The sequence below is a fragment of the Novosphingobium clariflavum genome (assembly GCF_026420865.1).
Taxonomy (GTDB): domain Bacteria; phylum Pseudomonadota; class Alphaproteobacteria; order Sphingomonadales; family Sphingomonadaceae; genus Novosphingobium; species Novosphingobium clariflavum.
This window is the reverse complement of sequence record NZ_JAPCWC010000001.1, coordinates 1-15,633: the sequence shown is the minus strand read 5'-3', so window position 1 is coordinate 15,633 and position 15,633 is coordinate 1. Positions and strand designations below refer to the sequence as shown.

The following is a 15,633-nucleotide window of genomic DNA, read 5'->3' as shown; positions in this document are numbered from 1 at the left end:
ACCCCGATCCGCCGATCATGCCGCAGCACTTTGCCGGAGGCCGAAGGTTTGGGGTCTCGCGGACCCAAAATCACATCCGTGCAGTGCGCCTCACGCCGCCGCGACGAAGCGGGCGAGGTGATGTTCGGCAGAGCCGTAGGCACTTTCGAGCATCATCTGCCGCTTGAGGTGATGGCTGATGATCAGTTCGTCCGAGAAACCGACCCCGCCGTGCAGCTGCACCGCCTGCCGCCCCACATAGAGCCCGCATTGTCCCACCCGCGCCTTGGACGCGGACACCACACGGCGGCGTTCCGGTGCCGGCAGGCCAAGGCTCAGCGTCGCGCGGTAGGACAGCGAGCGCGCCTCTTCGAGCGCGATCGCCATATCGACCGCGCGGTGCTGCAAGGACTGGAAACTGCCGATCGCCACGCCGAACTGCTTGCGCGTGCGCAAGTATTCCAGCGTGCCGGAAAGCGCCGCGTCCATCGATCCCACCGCTTCGGCCAGATGCGCGCAGATCGCCTTGTCGACCGCGAGTTCCACGTCCGCCAGCGCGTCGTCGGCCTCGCCGATCAGAATCGCGGTCACGCCGCTGAACCCGAGACGCGCATGGCGGTGCTGGTCGATGGCGCGAAACCGCCGGACCGAGAGCCCCGGCGCATCGGCGCGCACGAGAAACAGGCTGACGCCTTCAGCATCCGAAATCCCGCCGCCGCTGCGGGCGGTGACCACGAACCAGTCGGCATCGCCGCCGTCCTCGACATGCAGCTTCTCGCCGCTGAGGGTCCATTCGCCGCCGCTGCTACGCTGCGCCGAGAGACCGACCCACGAAAGGTCGTAGCCGCCATCGGGCTCCAGCAGCCCGGCGGCGGCCTTTGCACTGCCTTCACCGATGGCCCCCAGCACTTCGGCAGCCGTATCCCCGCCATTGCCGAGCAGCGCGGGCACCAGCACCGCGCTGGCGACATAAGGCACCGCGACCAGATGCCGGCCCATGCCTTCCATCACCGCCATGACATCGACCGGCGATCCGCCAAGCCCGCCATGATCCTCGGCGATCGGCAGCATCAGCCAGCCCAATTCGGCCATCTGCGCCCAGGTCTGCGCGGCGAGCCCGTCAAAGTTCTCCAGCAGTTTGAGCCGGTCGCTCGAGGGCCAGAGGTCCTTGCCGAGCCGGTCGGCGCTGTCGGCCAGCATGCGCTGTTCGTCGGAATATTCGAAATTCATGGCAGCCTCACAGACCCAGCGCGCGGCGGGCGATGATGTTGTGCTGGATCTCGCTCGATCCGCCGTAGATCGAGGTGACCCGCGAATAGAGAGCGCCCTGCATGGCATAGGGCATGTCGGCCGGCCCTTCGCCGTCGAGCGCGCGGAAATGCGCTGCCTCCGGGCCGTGCGCGTCGATCCACAGCGCGGTGGCGCGCTGGTAGAGATCGGACCAGCGCAGCTTCACCATCGACCCGCGGGGGCCGGAATCTGCGCCCGAGGCAAGGTCGGCGAGCAGGCGCAGCACCATGGTTTCCAGCGCCATCGCCTCGATCTCGAGCTGGGCAAGCTGGGCAGCGAAAGCGGGTGTCTCGATCAACGGGACGCCGCGAACCTTGCGGGCAGCAGCCGCCTCGCGCACGCCGTCGAGCACTTGCGGCAGGTGGATGGCGGTGGCCGAACAGACCATGCGCTCGCGGTCGAGCAGCACTTTGCCATATTCCCAGCCGCGCCCTTCCTCGCCGACGAGGTTGCCCACCGGCACCCGCACATCGTCGAGGAAGACTTCGTTGGTGGTGTACTTCTCGTCCATCGTCTCGATCTTGCGGATCGCGATGCCCGGCGTGGTCATATCGACCAGCAGCAGCGAGATGCCCTGCTGGCGCTTGGGCTCCTGCGAGGTGCGCGCCAGCACGAACATGTGGCTGGCGACCTGCGCGTAGCTGGTCCACATCTTCTGGCCATTGAGGACATAGTGGTCGCCATCGCGCACGGCGGTGGTGCGCAGCGAGGCGAGGTCGGACCCCGCGCCCGGTTCGGAATAGCCCTGGCACCACCAGTCATCGGCATTGATGATGCCGGGCAGGTAGCGGTCCTTCAGTTCCTGCGAACCGTACGTGAAGATGATCGGGCCGATCAGTTCGAGGCCCTGATGGAACTGGATCGGCGCTCCCGCACGGGCGGATTCGCTTTCGAAGATGTAGTTCTGCGCAGGAGACCAGCCCGGCCCGCCATATTCGACCGGCCAGGTCGGCGCGCCCCAGCCTCGTGCGGCGAGCGCCTTCTGGTAAGCGATCAGTTCCTGCGGTTCGAGCCGCAGCCCGGCGCGCACGCGGGTGAGCCATTCGGCGGGCACGTTCTCGGCGAAAAAGGCGCGTACCTCTTCGCGGAAGGCCAGTTCGGCGGGTGTGAATTCGAGGTCCATGAACAGGTCACTGCCTGCTCCCCCCGCCTCCTTTCCAGTGCGAGGGGGCCCCGCGCCCCGCTAATTTCAAGTGTGATAGATCGCCTCGGCAATCCCCCTTGCACCAAGCCCGGTGATCGCCAGCATCCGGCCCGCATCGGGGTGGTCGCTTTTCAACTTGTGGCCCGAATCCGCGATGGTGGTGACGTAGAGGGTCGCCATGTCCGCACCGCCGAAAGCCGGGCAGGCGGGAAAGGGCACCGGCAGGTCGATGGTTCGCAGCAGTTCCCCCTCGGGTGAGATGCAGCCGATCTGCTGCCTCGTCACCAGCGCGGCCCACAGCCGCCCTTCGCTGTCCACCGTTGCCCCGTCCGGTGCCGCGCCGATCGTGTTGCAATCGAAGAATGCCTCCCTCGGCCCCAGAGCGCCGGTCTCGGGATCGTAGGCATAGCGGCGGATCACACCCTCCAGCGTATCCGACAGGTAGAGCCAGTGCCCGCAGGGCGAAAAGCAGATCGAATTCGCCAGCTTCATCCCCGTTTCGAGCCTGGTCGCGCTGCCGCCGCGTTCGAGGCGCCAGACGCCCGCCAGCGCCTCTGCTTGCCCGCCATGCTGCATGGTGCCGGACAGGAACCGCCCTTGCCGGTCGGCCTTGCCATCGTTGAAGCGGATGGCGCCCTCTCCGATATCCGGCGCGACGATAGGCTGGGCATGGCCGTCATCCGCGATCAGGGCGAAGTGATCGGCAAAAGCCGCAACCAGCACCTTGCCGCCCATTGCCAGGCCGATCGAACCGACCGGCTGCGAGTATGTCCATTCGCGCTGGACGACGCCAAGCGCATCGGCGGCCAGGATCCGGTTGAGGCGAATGTCGACCCACCACAGCCAGCCGCGCCGCGCATCCCATACCGGACTTTCGCCAAGATCATTGCGACGGTCGGTGAAAAAGGCGATGTCCATCACGCTTGATCCCGCTCCGCCGCCGCCCGGACGATGGCCGGGACACCTTCGGAGCAGGCGTGCAGGCCAAGATGGGCAACCAGTTGGAAGACCTGCGCGATCTCCTCGGGACTGGCACCGGCATCCAGAGCCTCGCGCACTTCCGCACGCACTGCCTGCCGTGCCAGATGCGTGGGCGAGGACGCCAGCGCGAGCCGGATCAGGGCCCGCTCCGCCCGCGTCAGCGCCGAAGTCCGGTCGGCGGTTTCGAAAACCCCGGCCAGGGCCTCGGTCCATTCGGGCGAAACGGCGCCCATCGCCTCCAGCCATCGCGGCGATGCGCCGCGCAAGGCTTCATGACGGCTCAGCGCCTGAGCCCCCTTTGCCGATGTCGTCAGGGCCTGCCCGCGCCGGGCCAGTTCCTCGCCCAGCAGGTCCATGCCCATGGCCACGCTGTCCAGCCCCTGAAGCGTGGCGATACAGAGCACTTCGATGAGTTCCGCCGGTGTACAGCCCGCCTCGAGGGCGATGCGGATGTGAATTTCCAGCCCGGCCTGGAACAGGTGGGTGGTGGAGCCGTCGACCGCGACGTAGATGAGCTCGCGCATCCGCGCCGAGAGCGGCCCCGTGCGCGCAGGCGTGGAGGAATAGGCGAGGTAGGCGTCCAGCCATTCGGGCACATGCTCGAGCAGACCATCGTTGAACTCCGCCCAGTAGCCGCGCGCCTCAATGTATCGGCGCTTGAACGCCTGCATTTCCGCTTCCGACTTCATCGCTTGTCCTCTCTGCAAGGCGGCGAGGAAATCGGCCGGCAGGGGCCGTTGTCGATGGCCGGACGTGCCCCCGCCCCAATATCACGAACGTGATCGGAACCTATTCGGCGGCTTCTGCGTAGTGCTGCTCCTCGCGGATCGCCTTGAACTCGGCGATGCACTCCTTCATCGTCTCGATGATGTCGTACTGGGCCTTCGAGATCCGCTCCGCCAGCCCGCCGACTCCGACCGCGAGCGGGATCCCGTGGATCTTCTCGCCCAGCGTCATCGAGATCGAGGAGACGTCCGGCGTCGGCTTGTTGGCCATGTAGGCATAGCCGGTATGCCGCGCCCAGCGGATCTCGCGCATCAGGTCGGCCAGATCGAAGCGCTGACGCTCGGCCAGCTGGTAATAGTTGGTGTAGCGACAGATCTTGTCGATCTCGCGGTCCTTCATCTCGCTCATGAGCGCGAGCCCTCCGGCGGAATCGACCAGCAGGCGCATCGTGCCCACCGGCGGCGGCACCTTGAACTCATGCTCGGGCGCCTTGAGGATGATGTACTGGACAAAGAGGTCGTTCTGGGTGCTGAGCCCGACCGTCTCGTCGGTGCGGCGCTGCAGTTCGTCCACCAGCCAGCGGTAGCTCTCGTCCGAATAGACGTAGCCCGGCAGCCAGTTGCCCAGCGCGCCCACGCGCATCGTCGGCAGATAGGTGCGCGTCATGCGGTTGTAGTTGAGGTACCCCATCACAACCATGCTCTTGAGCAGGTTGGTCGCGCTCGACTGAGGGTAGTCGAGCCGGGTGTAGACCTCGTGCAGACGCATGGGCCGGCGCTCCTCGGCAAAGAGTTCGAGCACCTCCAGGGTCCGTGACGCCGATTTGACCGTTCGCCGGATCATCATCGCCTCTCCATTTTTCGGCCGGCTCTTGCGACCTTGTTTTATGCATTCGTTTGTAGACCTGGATCATCGCAAAACGGAATGCCCGTCAAGCGCTATCACATATGTGATTTGCGCGGGGGCGCCTGAACCGGGCGTCCCGCAAACCCCCAGGCAACGAGACTCGCGCCCGCCCATATTCCGCCTGTGATATTGGCCGCACCGCTTGCCCGCGCGATTGCCGGAAAGCCCGCGCGCTCTACCTCCGGGGTTCAAGGGTCCACACAGGGCCGAACCAGCGGGAACAGGAGTCTAGGCGCGTGAACGACCAGTTGATGGGGCTCATGCAGTGTCTGCCACTGACCATCGGCAGCGTGATCGACCATGCCGAGCGCAGCCACGGCGCCACCGAAGTGGTCTCGCGGCGCGCGGACGGCACCCTGGAACGCACCACCTGGGCCTGCGTCGCCTACCGTGCCCGGCGCCTTGCCAGCGCACTCGATACACTCGGCGTGGCGGCGGGCGAACGGGTCGCCAGCCTCGCCTGGAACCGCACGCCGCACCTTGAGCTCTATTATGGCGTTCCGGCCAGCGGACGCGTGCTGCACACCCTCAACCCGCGTCTGTTCGAGGAGCAAATCCGCTACGTCCTCGCCGACGGCGGGGCACGGGTGCTGTTTGTCGACCCCGATCTGCTAAGCCTTGCCGAAGGCGTGCTGGCGATCCACGACGTCCCGGTCACCGTGGTAGTGCTCTGCGCGCGGGAGGACTTGCCGCCCTCCTCGCTCTCCGATCTGATCGCCTACGAAGACCTGCTGGCAGCCTCCCGCCCTCTCGCTTCATGGCCGGACCTCGACGAACGCTCCGCCGCCAGCTTGTGCTACACATCGGGCACCACGGGAGCGCCCAAAGGGGTGCTCTACAGCCACCGCTCGACGGTGCTGCACGCCTTCTCGCTGCTGACTGCGGATTCGATGGCACTTAGCGCACGCGACAACGCACTGCTGCTGCCGCCGATGTTCCACGTCAATTCCTGGGGCGTGCCTTATGGCGCGGCGATGTGCGGAGCGAAACTGGTGCTGCCCGGATCGCAGCTCGACGGCGCCTCGCTCCACACACTGCTGCGGGACGAGGCGATCACTTTCTCGCTCGGCGTGCCGACGGTGTGGTTCGCCGTGCTCGACCATATCGAGCGCACGACCAACGCCGAGGAACGCGCGGAGCTTCGGCTGGAGCGCGTGTTCATGGGCGGCGCCGCCACCCCGCGCGCGCTCGTGCAGCGCTTCCGCGACACCCTCGGCGTCGAGACGATGCAGGCCTGGGGCATGACCGAGACCAGCCCGGTCGTCGCCGTCACCCGCCCGATGGGGCGCCACCATGGCCAGCCCTGGGACGAGGAACTCGACCTGCGCGCCAAGGCCGGGCGCTGCCTCTACGGCTGTGAAGTCGGCGTGGCCGATGCCGAAGGTAACGTCACCGGCCCCGGCGCCGATGCCGTGGGCGCGCTGGTGGTGCGCGGGCACTGGGTCGCAAGCGCCTATTTCGGCAGGCAGCCCGGTTCGGCGCTTAACGAGCAGGGCTGGTTTGACAGCGGCGATATCGCCCGCATCGATGCCGACGGCTTCATCCAGATCACCGACCGCGCCAAGGACGTGATCAAGTCCGGCGGCGAGTGGATTTCCTCCATAGACCTGGAGAATGCCGCCGTCGCCCACCCGGCGGTCAAGGAAGCTGCGGTGATCGGCGTACCGCATCCGCGCTGGCAGGAACGGCCGCTGCTGTTGCTGGTATGCCATCCGGATGCGGACGTGGGCCGCGACGAGATGCTGCGCCACCTTGAGAGCCATGTCGCGCGCTGGTGGTTGCCCGACGACATCGTGATTGTCGACGAACTGCCACACACCGGCTCGGGCAAAGTCGTGAAGGCCGATCTGCGCCAGCAATACCGCCACCACCTCGATCCCGCACACTGACCTCAAGGCTTTCGATCATGACCACCATCTATGCCGTCGCCGCGGCGCGCACTGCCATCGGCGCCTTCGGAGGCGCGCTCAAGGACCAGACGCCGGGCGATCTCGGCGCCCATGTCGCCCGCGCCGCCGTGGCCCGCGCCGGAATAGCGCCCGAGGCGGTGGGCCATGTCGTGTTCGGGCACGTCATCACCACCCACCCGCGCGACCACTTCGTGGGCCGCATCGCCGCGCTGGGCGCCGGTCTGCCGGTCGAGACGCCGGCGCTCACCGTCAACCGCCTCTGCGGATCGGGTCTGCAGGCGATCCTCTCGGCCGCGCAGGCGATCATGCTGGGCGACTGCGCGGTGGCGCTGGGCGGCGGCACCGAAGTGATGAGCCGCGCGCCGTTCTACCTCCCCGACATGCGCTGGGGCCGCAAGATGGGCGACGGCGCCGTGATCGACGGGCTCAACGGCGCGCTCACCGATCCCTTCCACGAGATCCTGATGGGCGTAACGGCGGAGAACGTAGCGCAGCGCCACGGCATTACCCGCGAAATGCAGGACGCGCTCGCCCTCACCAGCCAGACCCGCGCCGCCCGCGCCATCGCCGAGGGCCGCTTCCGCGAGCAGATCGCCCCCTTCGAACTCACCACCCGCTCCGGTACCCGGCGGTTCGAAGAGGACGAATATGTGCGCCGCGACGCGACCCTCGCCGATTTCGAGACGTTGCGCCCGGTGTTCCGCAAGACCGAAGGCACCGTCACCGCAGGCAATGCCTCGGGCATCAACGACGGTGCGGCGGCGGTCGTACTGGCCAGCGAAGAGGCCGTGCGCGAGCATGGCCTGACGCCGCTCGCCCGGCTGGTTTCCTACGGCCATGCCGGCGTGGAACCGGCCTACATGGGCATTGGCCCGGTCCCCGCGACCCGCGCTGCGCTGGCCCGCGCCGGCCTCGGCGTCGCCGATCTTGACGTGATCGAGGCGAACGAGGCTTTCGCCGCGCAGGCCTGCGCGGTTGCCGCCGAACTCGGACTCGATCCGGACAAGGTAAACCCCAACGGCAGCGGCATCGCGCTGGGCCACCCGGTGGGCGCGACGGGGGCGATCATCGTCACCAAGCTGATCCACGAACTGCACCGCAGCGGTGGCCGTTACGGCCTCACCACCATGTGCATCGGCGGCGGGCAGGGCATCGCGGCGATCTGGGAGAAAGTGTAGGGACTGCACACCCTATCTAATTTTTGCAACAAGACGTCAAAATCATTGCGTTTGATAGGTCATGGCAATTCGCCGATGGGTGGGCGCAACACTCCCCTACCGGACGAATACCATGGCCACTGCCGCCCAGATCGACACTTCCAAGCCCCCACTCCCACATGGCTGCACCTTCGATGCCGATGACTGGTACGTGCTGGCCAGGCACTGGTATCCGGTGGCACTGGTTCGCGAAGTCGGCACCGCCCCCGTCGGCACCAAACTGCTCGACCAGCCGATCCTGGTCTACCGCGCGGGTGAGGACATCGTCGTCGCCACCGACGTCTGCCCGCATCGCGGCGTGCCGCTCAGCATGGGCACCCAGCAGGGTGACGGTGTCGTCTGCCCTTACCACGGCCTCAAGTTCGGCAGGGGCGGCAAGTGCGTCCACGTGCCGGCCCACCCCGCCCGCGACATTCCCGCCCGCCTGCACTTGCGCACGTTCCCCAGCGTGGAGCGCTACGGCCTCGTCTGGACCTGCCTCGATGCTGAAAGCGACGTGCCGCCTGCAGGCGCCATCCCCGACATGCCGCACTGGGACGAGGCCGAATTCCAGCAGATCACCTGCCCGTGGATCGACATCAAGGGCTTCGCGGGCCGCCAACTCGAAGGCTTCCTCGACGTTGCCCACTTCGCCTTCGTCCACCACGAGACATTCGCCGATCCGGACAATGCCGAGGTGCCTTCCTATACCACCAAACGCACCGAACATGGCTTCGAGGCGGAATACTGGAGCAGCGTCGGCAACTATCCAATCGGCCTGACCCAACGCGGCGTGCCGGGCTTCCGCTGGCTGCGCCACTTCCGCTGCCACCTGCCCTTCACCGCGACGCTCGAGATCCATTTCCCGGGCAAGGACCGCCTCGTCATCATGAACGCGGCCTCGCCGGTCTCGGCCCGCACCACCCGGCTCTTCGCGCCGATCGCGCGCAATTTCGACACCGACCTGCCGGTGCAGGACGTCTACGATTTCAACCGCAAGGTCTTCGAGGAAGACAAGGCGATCGTCGAGGCGCAGATGCCCGAATGGCTGCCCCTCGATCCCACCGACGAAGCGCATATCCCCGCCGACATGAGCTCGATGACCTATCGCCGCGCGCTCAAGGCCATCGGCCTCAAGCGCTTCTTCGGATATTGACGCGGTGCTGCCTCAAGCCTTGCTCGATTGCCGCCAGGCCTCTTCGGCGATCAGATAGGAACCGACAAGGCCCGAGGGCTCCGGCGAACGAGGCAGGAGGAGTGCCTCGTTCGCCTTCGCCGCGTCCCACTGGACGCAGTAGCCATTGAGCCGCGCCAGCGTTGCGGCACGGACCCGTTCAAGCAGGAATGGCTGGCTCATCACCCCGCCGCCCAGCACGATCCGCTGCGGCGCACTCGTCAGGATCAGGGTCATGCAGAGCTGCGCGAGATAATCGGCCTGAGCCTCCCAGGCGGGATGGTCTTCGGGAATCTCGCGCGCGGTCATCCCCCAGGCGGCGTGCAAGGCCGGGCCACTCGCCAGGCCTTCGAGGCAGTCTCCGTGATAGGGGCATACCCCCGCGAACCCGGCGTGGGCGGGGTGGCGCCGCACGGCGATATGCCCGCATTCCGGATGCCCCAGGCCGCGCACGCTATTGCCCTGGACCACGATACCCGCACCGATCCCGGTCCCGACCGTGACATAGGCCAGACTGTCGACGCCGTGGATGCGCATCTCGGCAAGGGCAGCGGCATTCACGTCGGTGTCGATGCCCACCGGAACGCCGTAGCGCCTCCCCAGACGCTCCGGCATGTCGGTGCCTTGCCAGCCCGCCTTGGGAGTGGCGAGAATTTGCCCGTAACGCGGTGAAACAGGGTCGAGATCGAGCGGTCCGAACGAGCCGAGACCGATGGCCGCAAGCGGGCCCAGTTCATCGATAGCCCTATCCACAAATGCCTCGACGTCCGCCAGCGTGGCCTCGGGATCGCGGGTCGGGATCGTCACCGTGCGAAGCGAACCCTTGCCGGTTCCGATACCACAGACAAATTTGGTGCCGCCTGCCTCGATCGCGGCGAACATAGGGGGTGCGGGCGCGCTCACTGGACCACCGTGGCCTGCGCGGCGCGGGCGCCGTCATTTTCAAGGGCATCCACGACCGGCGTGAGGCGGAAAGTGAAACGCAGCGGAGCAACCGGGACACGGTATTGCAGCAGCGGCCGCCCTACCTCGTTCCAAGTCGTGTCACCGCCCACGCCGGACTGGATCGCATCGACCATCAGCGAGCCGGTCTCCTGCGGCACGATGTCGGTGCTCCTGCGTGTGCCCGGCGCGCGGCGGGAGAGATCTGCATAAGGGAAGGCAAGCGCGTTCATCGTCAGCGGCCGGTCCCCGGCGATCCGCAAGGATGTCCCTTGCTCCGGTGAGAGCTGCATCCAGCGCACATCGGTCTTGCTGCCGGTTTCCTGCGGGCGCTGGTAATCGTGGTTCTGGTCGGCAATCGCCCCGCGCCAGAGCGCGATCATCGCGCTGGTCTTGCGGTCGGCGTAGCTCTCATGCGGGCCGCGTCCATACCATTCGACGGTCTTGAAGCCGCCGACCGTGGCGAAGGCAAAGCCGATGCGCAGTGGATCCGGCAGATCGGTGGCGACCGGCGTGAAGGCGCCTTCCACCTCCACGCTGCCGTCGCCCGCCATGCGGTAATGCGTCTCGAAGCGGACGGCCTCGTTCTTCCCGGTTTCGTCGGCGAATGCATAACGCACCGTCACTTCCGCGCCGGTGGCCGTGCGCGCCGCGGTGATCGCGGTCACCTTGCGCGCCGCCTCGATCGCTTCCCAACGCGCATCGGCGCCGTCGGGGCGGGTGCCGATATCGTTGTCGGTCAAGGCACGGGTGAAGGATGGCGCAGCCCCCGTCACCAGTGCCTTGCCGCCGGCGGCATAGCTGGTGACGAGCCCGGTCCTGCGGTCCACCGTCAGCGTCGCACCGCCTGCGGAAAGGCGATAGCTCCCCGCATCCTGTGCCAGCGCGACCTTGATCGGCCGCGCCGCGTCGGGCGCCGGGCTGGAGCCGAGCGAGAACTGCTCCCAACCGACCACCGCTCCCGCCTTTACCAGCGGCACCGCCCCTTCCTTGGCCGTAGCCCGCACGGTCAGCATGTATTCCGAACCAGGCTTGCGCGCGAACGCGGGCAGCGGCACCGCAAAGGCCTGCTTGCCCCGCGCCGGGGTGGCGAACGCGGACAGAGCGCCATGGGCGATGGCCACGCCGTCCTCGTCCAGTTCCCAATCGAAAGCGAAGCCAGACAGGTCGCGGAAATCGTGGCGATTGAGCACTTCGATCCGCCCTGCTGCAGCATCGAGCGCGGTAAACTGGATCGGCGAATAGACCTTCTGCACTTCGAAAAGCTGCGGGTTCGGCGTGCGATCGGACTGGTTGAGGCCGTCGCCGAACTCGATCTCGCCGCGCGGATTGGGTCCGAACGAACTGCCGTCTCCCCAATAGCGGCGCCCATCGGCGGTATAGCGGTAGATCGACTGGTCCACCCAATCCCAGATGAAGCCGCCCTGCAGACGGTTCTCATGGGCGTGGATAGTGTCCCAGATCTCCTTGAAATTGCCGCCCGAATTGCCCTGCATATGGGCATATTCGCATTGGATCATCGGCTGCGGATATGTCTCGGGATGCGCGGCATAATCGACCATCTGCTCGATGGTGTCGTACATCGGTGCATAGATGTCGACGTAGGCGTTCGGGCGGTGGTCGCTGATCTGTGAGTGGCCGAGGAACGAGATCAGGCGCGTGGGATCCAGTGCACGGGCCGCGGCGGCGGCCTTCTCGAAGGTGGGGCCAACGCCCGTCTCGTTGCCGAGCGACCAGAAGATCACCGAGGCATGGTTCTTGTCCCGCTCGACCATGTTGGTGACGCGGCTGACATGCGCGGCTTCCCAGGCGGGATCGTAGCCGAGCAGATAGGTGGCATTGTCCTTGGCGCGGTTGGCGGCGGAGAGGTATTCGTGGCTCTCGATGTTGGCCTCGTCCATGACGTAGAGGCCGTATTCGTCGGCCAGGTCGTAAAGCCGCTCATCGTTGGGATAATGCGAAGTGCGCAGCGCGTTGACGTTGTTGCGCTTCATCAGTTCAATATCGCGGCGCATCGATTGCTCGGAGATCACGTGGAAGTGCTCCGGGTCATGTTCGTGCCGATTGACGCCGCGAATGGTGATCGGCTTGCCGTTGACCGTAACGAGGCCGTTTGTGATCGCCACCGTGCGGAAGCCGATGCGCCGCGCGGTCGCCTGTACGGTCCCGCCGTTGCGATCGACCAGTTCGACCAGCAGCGTATAGAGATCGGGCGTTTCCGCCGTCCACGGACGCACGCCGGAGATCGTGCCGTTCAAGGCAACCTCGCCGCCAACGACTTTCGCGCTGCGGGTGAGCAGCGGCTTGTCACCGGCCAGCACCGTCGCCCGCACGGTCAGACCGCGCGCGGCAGGCGTAGTCTTGAGCGTCAGGTCGAGCGTGCCATCGCGGTAGTCGTTGGCGAGACCGGCGCGCGCGAAGACATCGTCCACCCGCGCGCGCGGCGCGGCGATGAGGTAAACCGAACGCTCGATGCCCGAAACGCGCCAGAAATCCTGATCCTCCAGATAGGACCCATCCGACCAGCGCCAGACCCGGATCGATACCGAGTTGGGCCCGGGCTTCACCAGGCGAGTCAGATCGAATTCCGAGGGGAGCTTGGAATCCTCGCTATAGCCCACTTCCTGCCCGTTCACCCAGACCCGGTAGGCCGAGCCGGCCGCGCCGATATGCAGGATGACGTCGCTGCCCTTCCAGTCCGCCGGCAGCTCGAAATCGCGGCGATAGGACCCCACCGGATTGGCATCGTGCGGGATCAGCGGGCGATTGGGCGGGAACGGATACCGGACGTTGTTATAGAGCGGGCGATCGAAGCCCTGCGTCTGCCAGTCTGCTGGAACCTGGATCGGCTTCCATCCCGACACATCATAATCGGAACGGAAGAACCCTTCCGGCGCCTTGTCGGCATCGGGGGTGAAATTGAACTTCCACGTCCCGTCCAGCGAGAGGAAGCGCTGCGAACGCACCGGATCATTGGCGATGGCCCGTTCACGGTCCTCGAACGGGAAACCGGTGGCGCGCGCGGGCAGCTTACCCTTGGCAAAGACCGCCGGATTTTCCCAATCCGGCCGCTCGGCGGATACTTGTGGCTGAATCGGCTTCGGCACCGGCGCGGCGGCAAAGGCGGACGGAGTGACGCCGATCGCAAGGCCTACGCTTGCCAGCAGGAAATGTCTCGGCGGCATCATCGGGGGAAACTCCATTCAAGGATAGCGGCGGGACCATCAAAGGCGATCCGCAAGTAACGGGCGGGTCCTGGCGACGGCAGCAGGATAGGAGAGCCGGACAGGTCCTTCATTTCCCCCACCGTGCGCCACTGCCTGCCATCATCCGATGCAAGCAGCCGCAACGAAATCGGCGTGAGCGGATCGGCCACGCGCAGTTCGCTCGCGCCCATCCGGCGCCTGCGCCCGGCATCGGCCTGAAGCCATGCGCTGCCCTGCGCTGGAGAGGCCCAACCGGTGGCGTAATTGTCATCGCCCGCCAAGGCAGCGGCATGGGCCGCATCCAGCACGGCGGACGCGCTTAGCCGGACAGGCTGCCCGGCACGGCGGCGCGTTGCGGTGCCTGGAATGTCCGGTCCGTCATGCGTTGGGCGGACCACCCGCAGACGGTCTCCCTCGACCACCAGCCGGTCTACCGCGACCTGGCGCCGTACCTTGCCGTCCGCCGAAGGGAACGGCAGTGCCTGCCGGTGGTAGAGGATGAAGTCCTGCCCTCCCGCTGCGAACACCGCATGGTGACCTGGGCTGATCACGCTGCGCGCCGCATCGGTCGCGAGGATCGGCGTATCCTCCGGCTCGGTGAACGGCCCCAGCGGAGAGGAGCCGACCGCGTAGCGCACCTGATAGGTGTCCTTGGTGGTATTGCCCCAGCTATAGGTCAGGAAATAGCGCCCGCCGCGCTTGAACAGGAACGGGCCTTCAAAATAGTGCGTCGGGGTCACGTCCTGCGGCTCGCCGTCGAAGGTCACCATGTCGGGCTTGAGGCGAACCACGAAGCAACGCCCATTCACCCAGTTGAGCCCGGCCCCCCAATAGAGGTAGGCGGTGCCGTCATCGTCGATGAACGCTTCGGCATCGATCATGTGGAAGCCGGGCCGGTAATTGCCGGGGATCAGCGGACGGCCACCATTGGCGTCGCGCCATGGCCCGGCCGGATGATCCGCCACGCCCACCCAAACCTCGCTGCCGACCGAGACGTACATCCAGAACCGCCCGTCGCGCCCGCGCACGACCGAAGGCGCCCAGACCTTGCTCTTGTTGGAAGTGGCACTGCTGGCCGCCAGCTTGGTCGGCCAGTTCGGTTCCGAGAACGTCCAGTCGCGAAAATTGCGCGAACGCCAGAGACCCAGCCGGTCGCCGCCCCAGGGATCCTCAGTGGCAAAAACGAACCACTCGCCCTCGTAATGCCCGATCGAAGGATCGGCGAAGTAGCCGGGCAGAACCGGATTGCGCGCGCCCGGATCGAGCGCCGCCGTTTCCTTTTGCGCTGCCCCGGCAGGAACGACGCCGCCAAGGAGTGCCGCCCCCGTAAGGCAAAGTGCCGCTGCAAGACGGATCATCTCTTACATGGCCTCGCCGATGGCTTCGAGCGAGCGGCGCTTGGTCTCGGGGAAGAACACCAGCACGGCCACGAACTGCAATGCCATCATCCCAGCGAAAAGCCAGAACGGCAGGGCGCGGGCATGCGCAGCCATCAGCGGGAAGCCGAAAGCAATCACCGCATCCATGAACCAGTGAACCGAGGAACCCAGGCTCTGCCCGCGTGCACGCACGTCGGTCGGGAAGATTTCGCTAATATAGACCCAGATCACCGCCCCTTGCGAGAAGGCGAAGAACGCGATGAAGCCGATCAGAAGATAAAGCAACCAGCTCTGCGGCGCCCCGCCGCCGAAGATCACGGCAACGCCCGCCAGCGCGGCGGTAAGACCGACCGAGCCGATCAGCAGCAGGGTCTTGCGCCCGATCCGGTCGATCACGGTGAGCGCCAGTGCGGTGAATAGCAGGTTGCACGCGCCGATGACGATGGCCTGGCGGTCCGCCGAGACGCCCGTGAAACCGGCCGCCGCAAAGATGTCGTTGAGGTAATAGAGGACTGCGTTGATGCCGGAGAGCTGGTTGAATGCGGCAATGGCGATGGCCAGCAGCATCGGGCGGTGGTGCCGCTTCCAGCTGAGGCGCGGGGCGTGCGCCTGCTCTTCCGCACGGCGCCAGACGGTGATTTCACCCGCGACATCGGCATTACCCAGCTTGGCGAGCACGGCGGCGGCCTCCGCCTCGCGCCCCTTGGCGAAAAGCCAGCGCGGGCTGTCTGGGATGGTGCGCATCATGACCAGGAGCACGAGCGCGGGAAGCGCCGTGATGCCGAACTTCACGTGCCAGT

12 protein-coding genes are annotated in these 15,633 nt (G+C 66.4%); 3 read left to right on the top strand and 9 right to left on the bottom strand.

Going from position 1 to position 15,633, the window contains the following annotated elements:
- Window positions 1-90: 90 nt before the first annotated feature.
- The 5 genes from OKA11_RS00060 to OKA11_RS00040 form a co-directional block, all read right to left on the bottom strand.
- Complete coding sequence (locus OKA11_RS00060; protein WP_267218177.1) at window positions 91-1,209, bottom strand: acyl-CoA dehydrogenase family protein; 1,119 nt, start codon at window positions 1,207-1,209, stop codon at window positions 91-93.
- Between the two features lie 7 nt (window positions 1,210-1,216).
- Complete coding sequence (locus tag OKA11_RS00055; protein ID WP_267218176.1) at window positions 1,217-2,392, bottom strand: acyl-CoA dehydrogenase family protein; 1,176 nt, start codon at window positions 2,390-2,392, stop codon at window positions 1,217-1,219.
- 66 nt (window positions 2,393-2,458) lie between these two features.
- A complete protein-coding gene (locus OKA11_RS00050) occupies window positions 2,459-3,331 on the bottom strand; it encodes an SMP-30/gluconolactonase/LRE family protein (RefSeq protein WP_267218175.1) in 873 nt (290 codons plus the stop codon).
- Window positions 3,331-4,083 carry a carboxymuconolactone decarboxylase family protein gene (locus OKA11_RS00045; RefSeq protein WP_267218174.1) on the bottom strand — a complete coding sequence of 251 codons (753 nt, stop codon included), beginning with the start codon at window positions 4,081-4,083 and terminating at the stop codon, window positions 3,331-3,333. Before OKA11_RS00045 ends, OKA11_RS00050 begins: the two co-directional genes overlap by 1 nt.
- A gap of 100 nt (window positions 4,084-4,183) precedes the next feature.
- Complete coding sequence (locus OKA11_RS00040; RefSeq protein WP_267218173.1) at window positions 4,184-4,966, bottom strand: IclR family transcriptional regulator; 783 nt, start codon at window positions 4,964-4,966, stop codon at window positions 4,184-4,186.
- Between the two features lie 296 nt (window positions 4,967-5,262).
- On the opposite strand from OKA11_RS00040, the gene OKA11_RS00035 reads away from it, so the two are divergent.
- The 3 genes from OKA11_RS00035 to OKA11_RS00025 all read left to right on the top strand — a co-directional run bounded on the left by OKA11_RS00035 (window position 5,263) and on the right by OKA11_RS00025 (window position 9,288).
- Entirely contained in the window at window positions 5,263-6,915 is a 1,653-nt protein-coding gene (locus OKA11_RS00035) for a long-chain fatty acid--CoA ligase (RefSeq protein ID WP_267218172.1), read from the top strand.
- A gap of 17 nt (window positions 6,916-6,932) precedes the next feature.
- Window positions 6,933-8,114, top strand: a complete 1,182-nt coding sequence (bktB, locus tag OKA11_RS00030) for a beta-ketothiolase BktB (protein ID WP_267218171.1) — start codon at window positions 6,933-6,935, stop codon at window positions 8,112-8,114.
- 112 nt (window positions 8,115-8,226) lie between these two features.
- Window positions 8,227-9,288 (top strand): aromatic ring-hydroxylating oxygenase subunit alpha, encoded by a 1,062-nt coding sequence (locus tag OKA11_RS00025; RefSeq protein ID WP_267218170.1) that lies wholly within the window; start codon window positions 8,227-8,229, stop codon window positions 9,286-9,288.
- Between the two features lie 12 nt (window positions 9,289-9,300).
- Here OKA11_RS00025 and OKA11_RS00020 read toward each other — a convergent pair whose 3' ends face one another.
- The 4 genes from OKA11_RS00020 to OKA11_RS00005 form a co-directional block, all read right to left on the bottom strand.
- Window positions 9,301-10,209, bottom strand: coding sequence for an ROK family protein (locus OKA11_RS00020; protein ID WP_267218169.1), 909 nt, complete (start codon window positions 10,207-10,209; stop codon window positions 9,301-9,303).
- Complete coding sequence (locus OKA11_RS00015) at window positions 10,206-13,436, bottom strand: glycoside hydrolase family 2 TIM barrel-domain containing protein (RefSeq protein ID WP_323748292.1); 3,231 nt, start codon at window positions 13,434-13,436, stop codon at window positions 10,206-10,208. The genes OKA11_RS00020 and OKA11_RS00015 overlap by 4 nt, the downstream gene beginning before the upstream one ends.
- Entirely contained in the window at window positions 13,433-14,812 is a 1,380-nt protein-coding gene (locus OKA11_RS00010) for a family 43 glycosylhydrolase (protein ID WP_267218168.1), read from the bottom strand. The genes OKA11_RS00015 and OKA11_RS00010 overlap by 4 nt, the downstream gene beginning before the upstream one ends.
- Window positions 14,813-14,815: 3 nt before the next feature.
- Window positions 14,816-15,633: MFS transporter (locus OKA11_RS00005; RefSeq protein ID WP_267218167.1), on the bottom strand; the 818-nt coding region annotated here is incomplete at its 5' end.

Bases quoted from the DNA above. Each gene is read 5' to 3' on its own strand.
- OKA11_RS00060 (WP_267218177.1), bottom strand. From the start codon at position 1,209: ATGAATTTCGAATATTCCGACGAACAGCGCATGCTGGCCGACAGCGCC.
- OKA11_RS00055 (WP_267218176.1), bottom strand. From the start codon at position 2,392: ATGGACCTCGAATTCACACCCGCCGAACTGGCCTTCCGCGAAGAGGTA.
- OKA11_RS00050 (WP_267218175.1), bottom strand. From the start codon at position 3,331: ATGGACATCGCCTTTTTCACCGACCGTCGCAATGATCTTGGCGAAAGT.
- OKA11_RS00045 (WP_267218174.1), bottom strand. From the start codon at position 4,083: ATGAAGTCGGAAGCGGAAATGCAGGCGTTCAAGCGCCGATACATTGAG.
- OKA11_RS00040 (WP_267218173.1), bottom strand. From the start codon at position 4,966: ATGATGATCCGGCGAACGGTCAAATCGGCGTCACGGACCCTGGAGGTG.
- bktB (WP_267218171.1), top strand. From the start codon at position 6,933: ATGACCACCATCTATGCCGTCGCCGCGGCGCGCACTGCCATCGGCGCC.
- OKA11_RS00025 (WP_267218170.1), top strand. From the start codon at position 8,227: ATGGCCACTGCCGCCCAGATCGACACTTCCAAGCCCCCACTCCCACAT.
- OKA11_RS00015 (WP_323748292.1), bottom strand. From the start codon at position 13,436: ATGATGCCGCCGAGACATTTCCTGCTGGCAAGCGTAGGCCTTGCGATC.
- OKA11_RS00010 (WP_267218168.1), bottom strand. From the start codon at position 14,812: ATGATCCGTCTTGCAGCGGCACTTTGCCTTACGGGGGCGGCACTCCTT.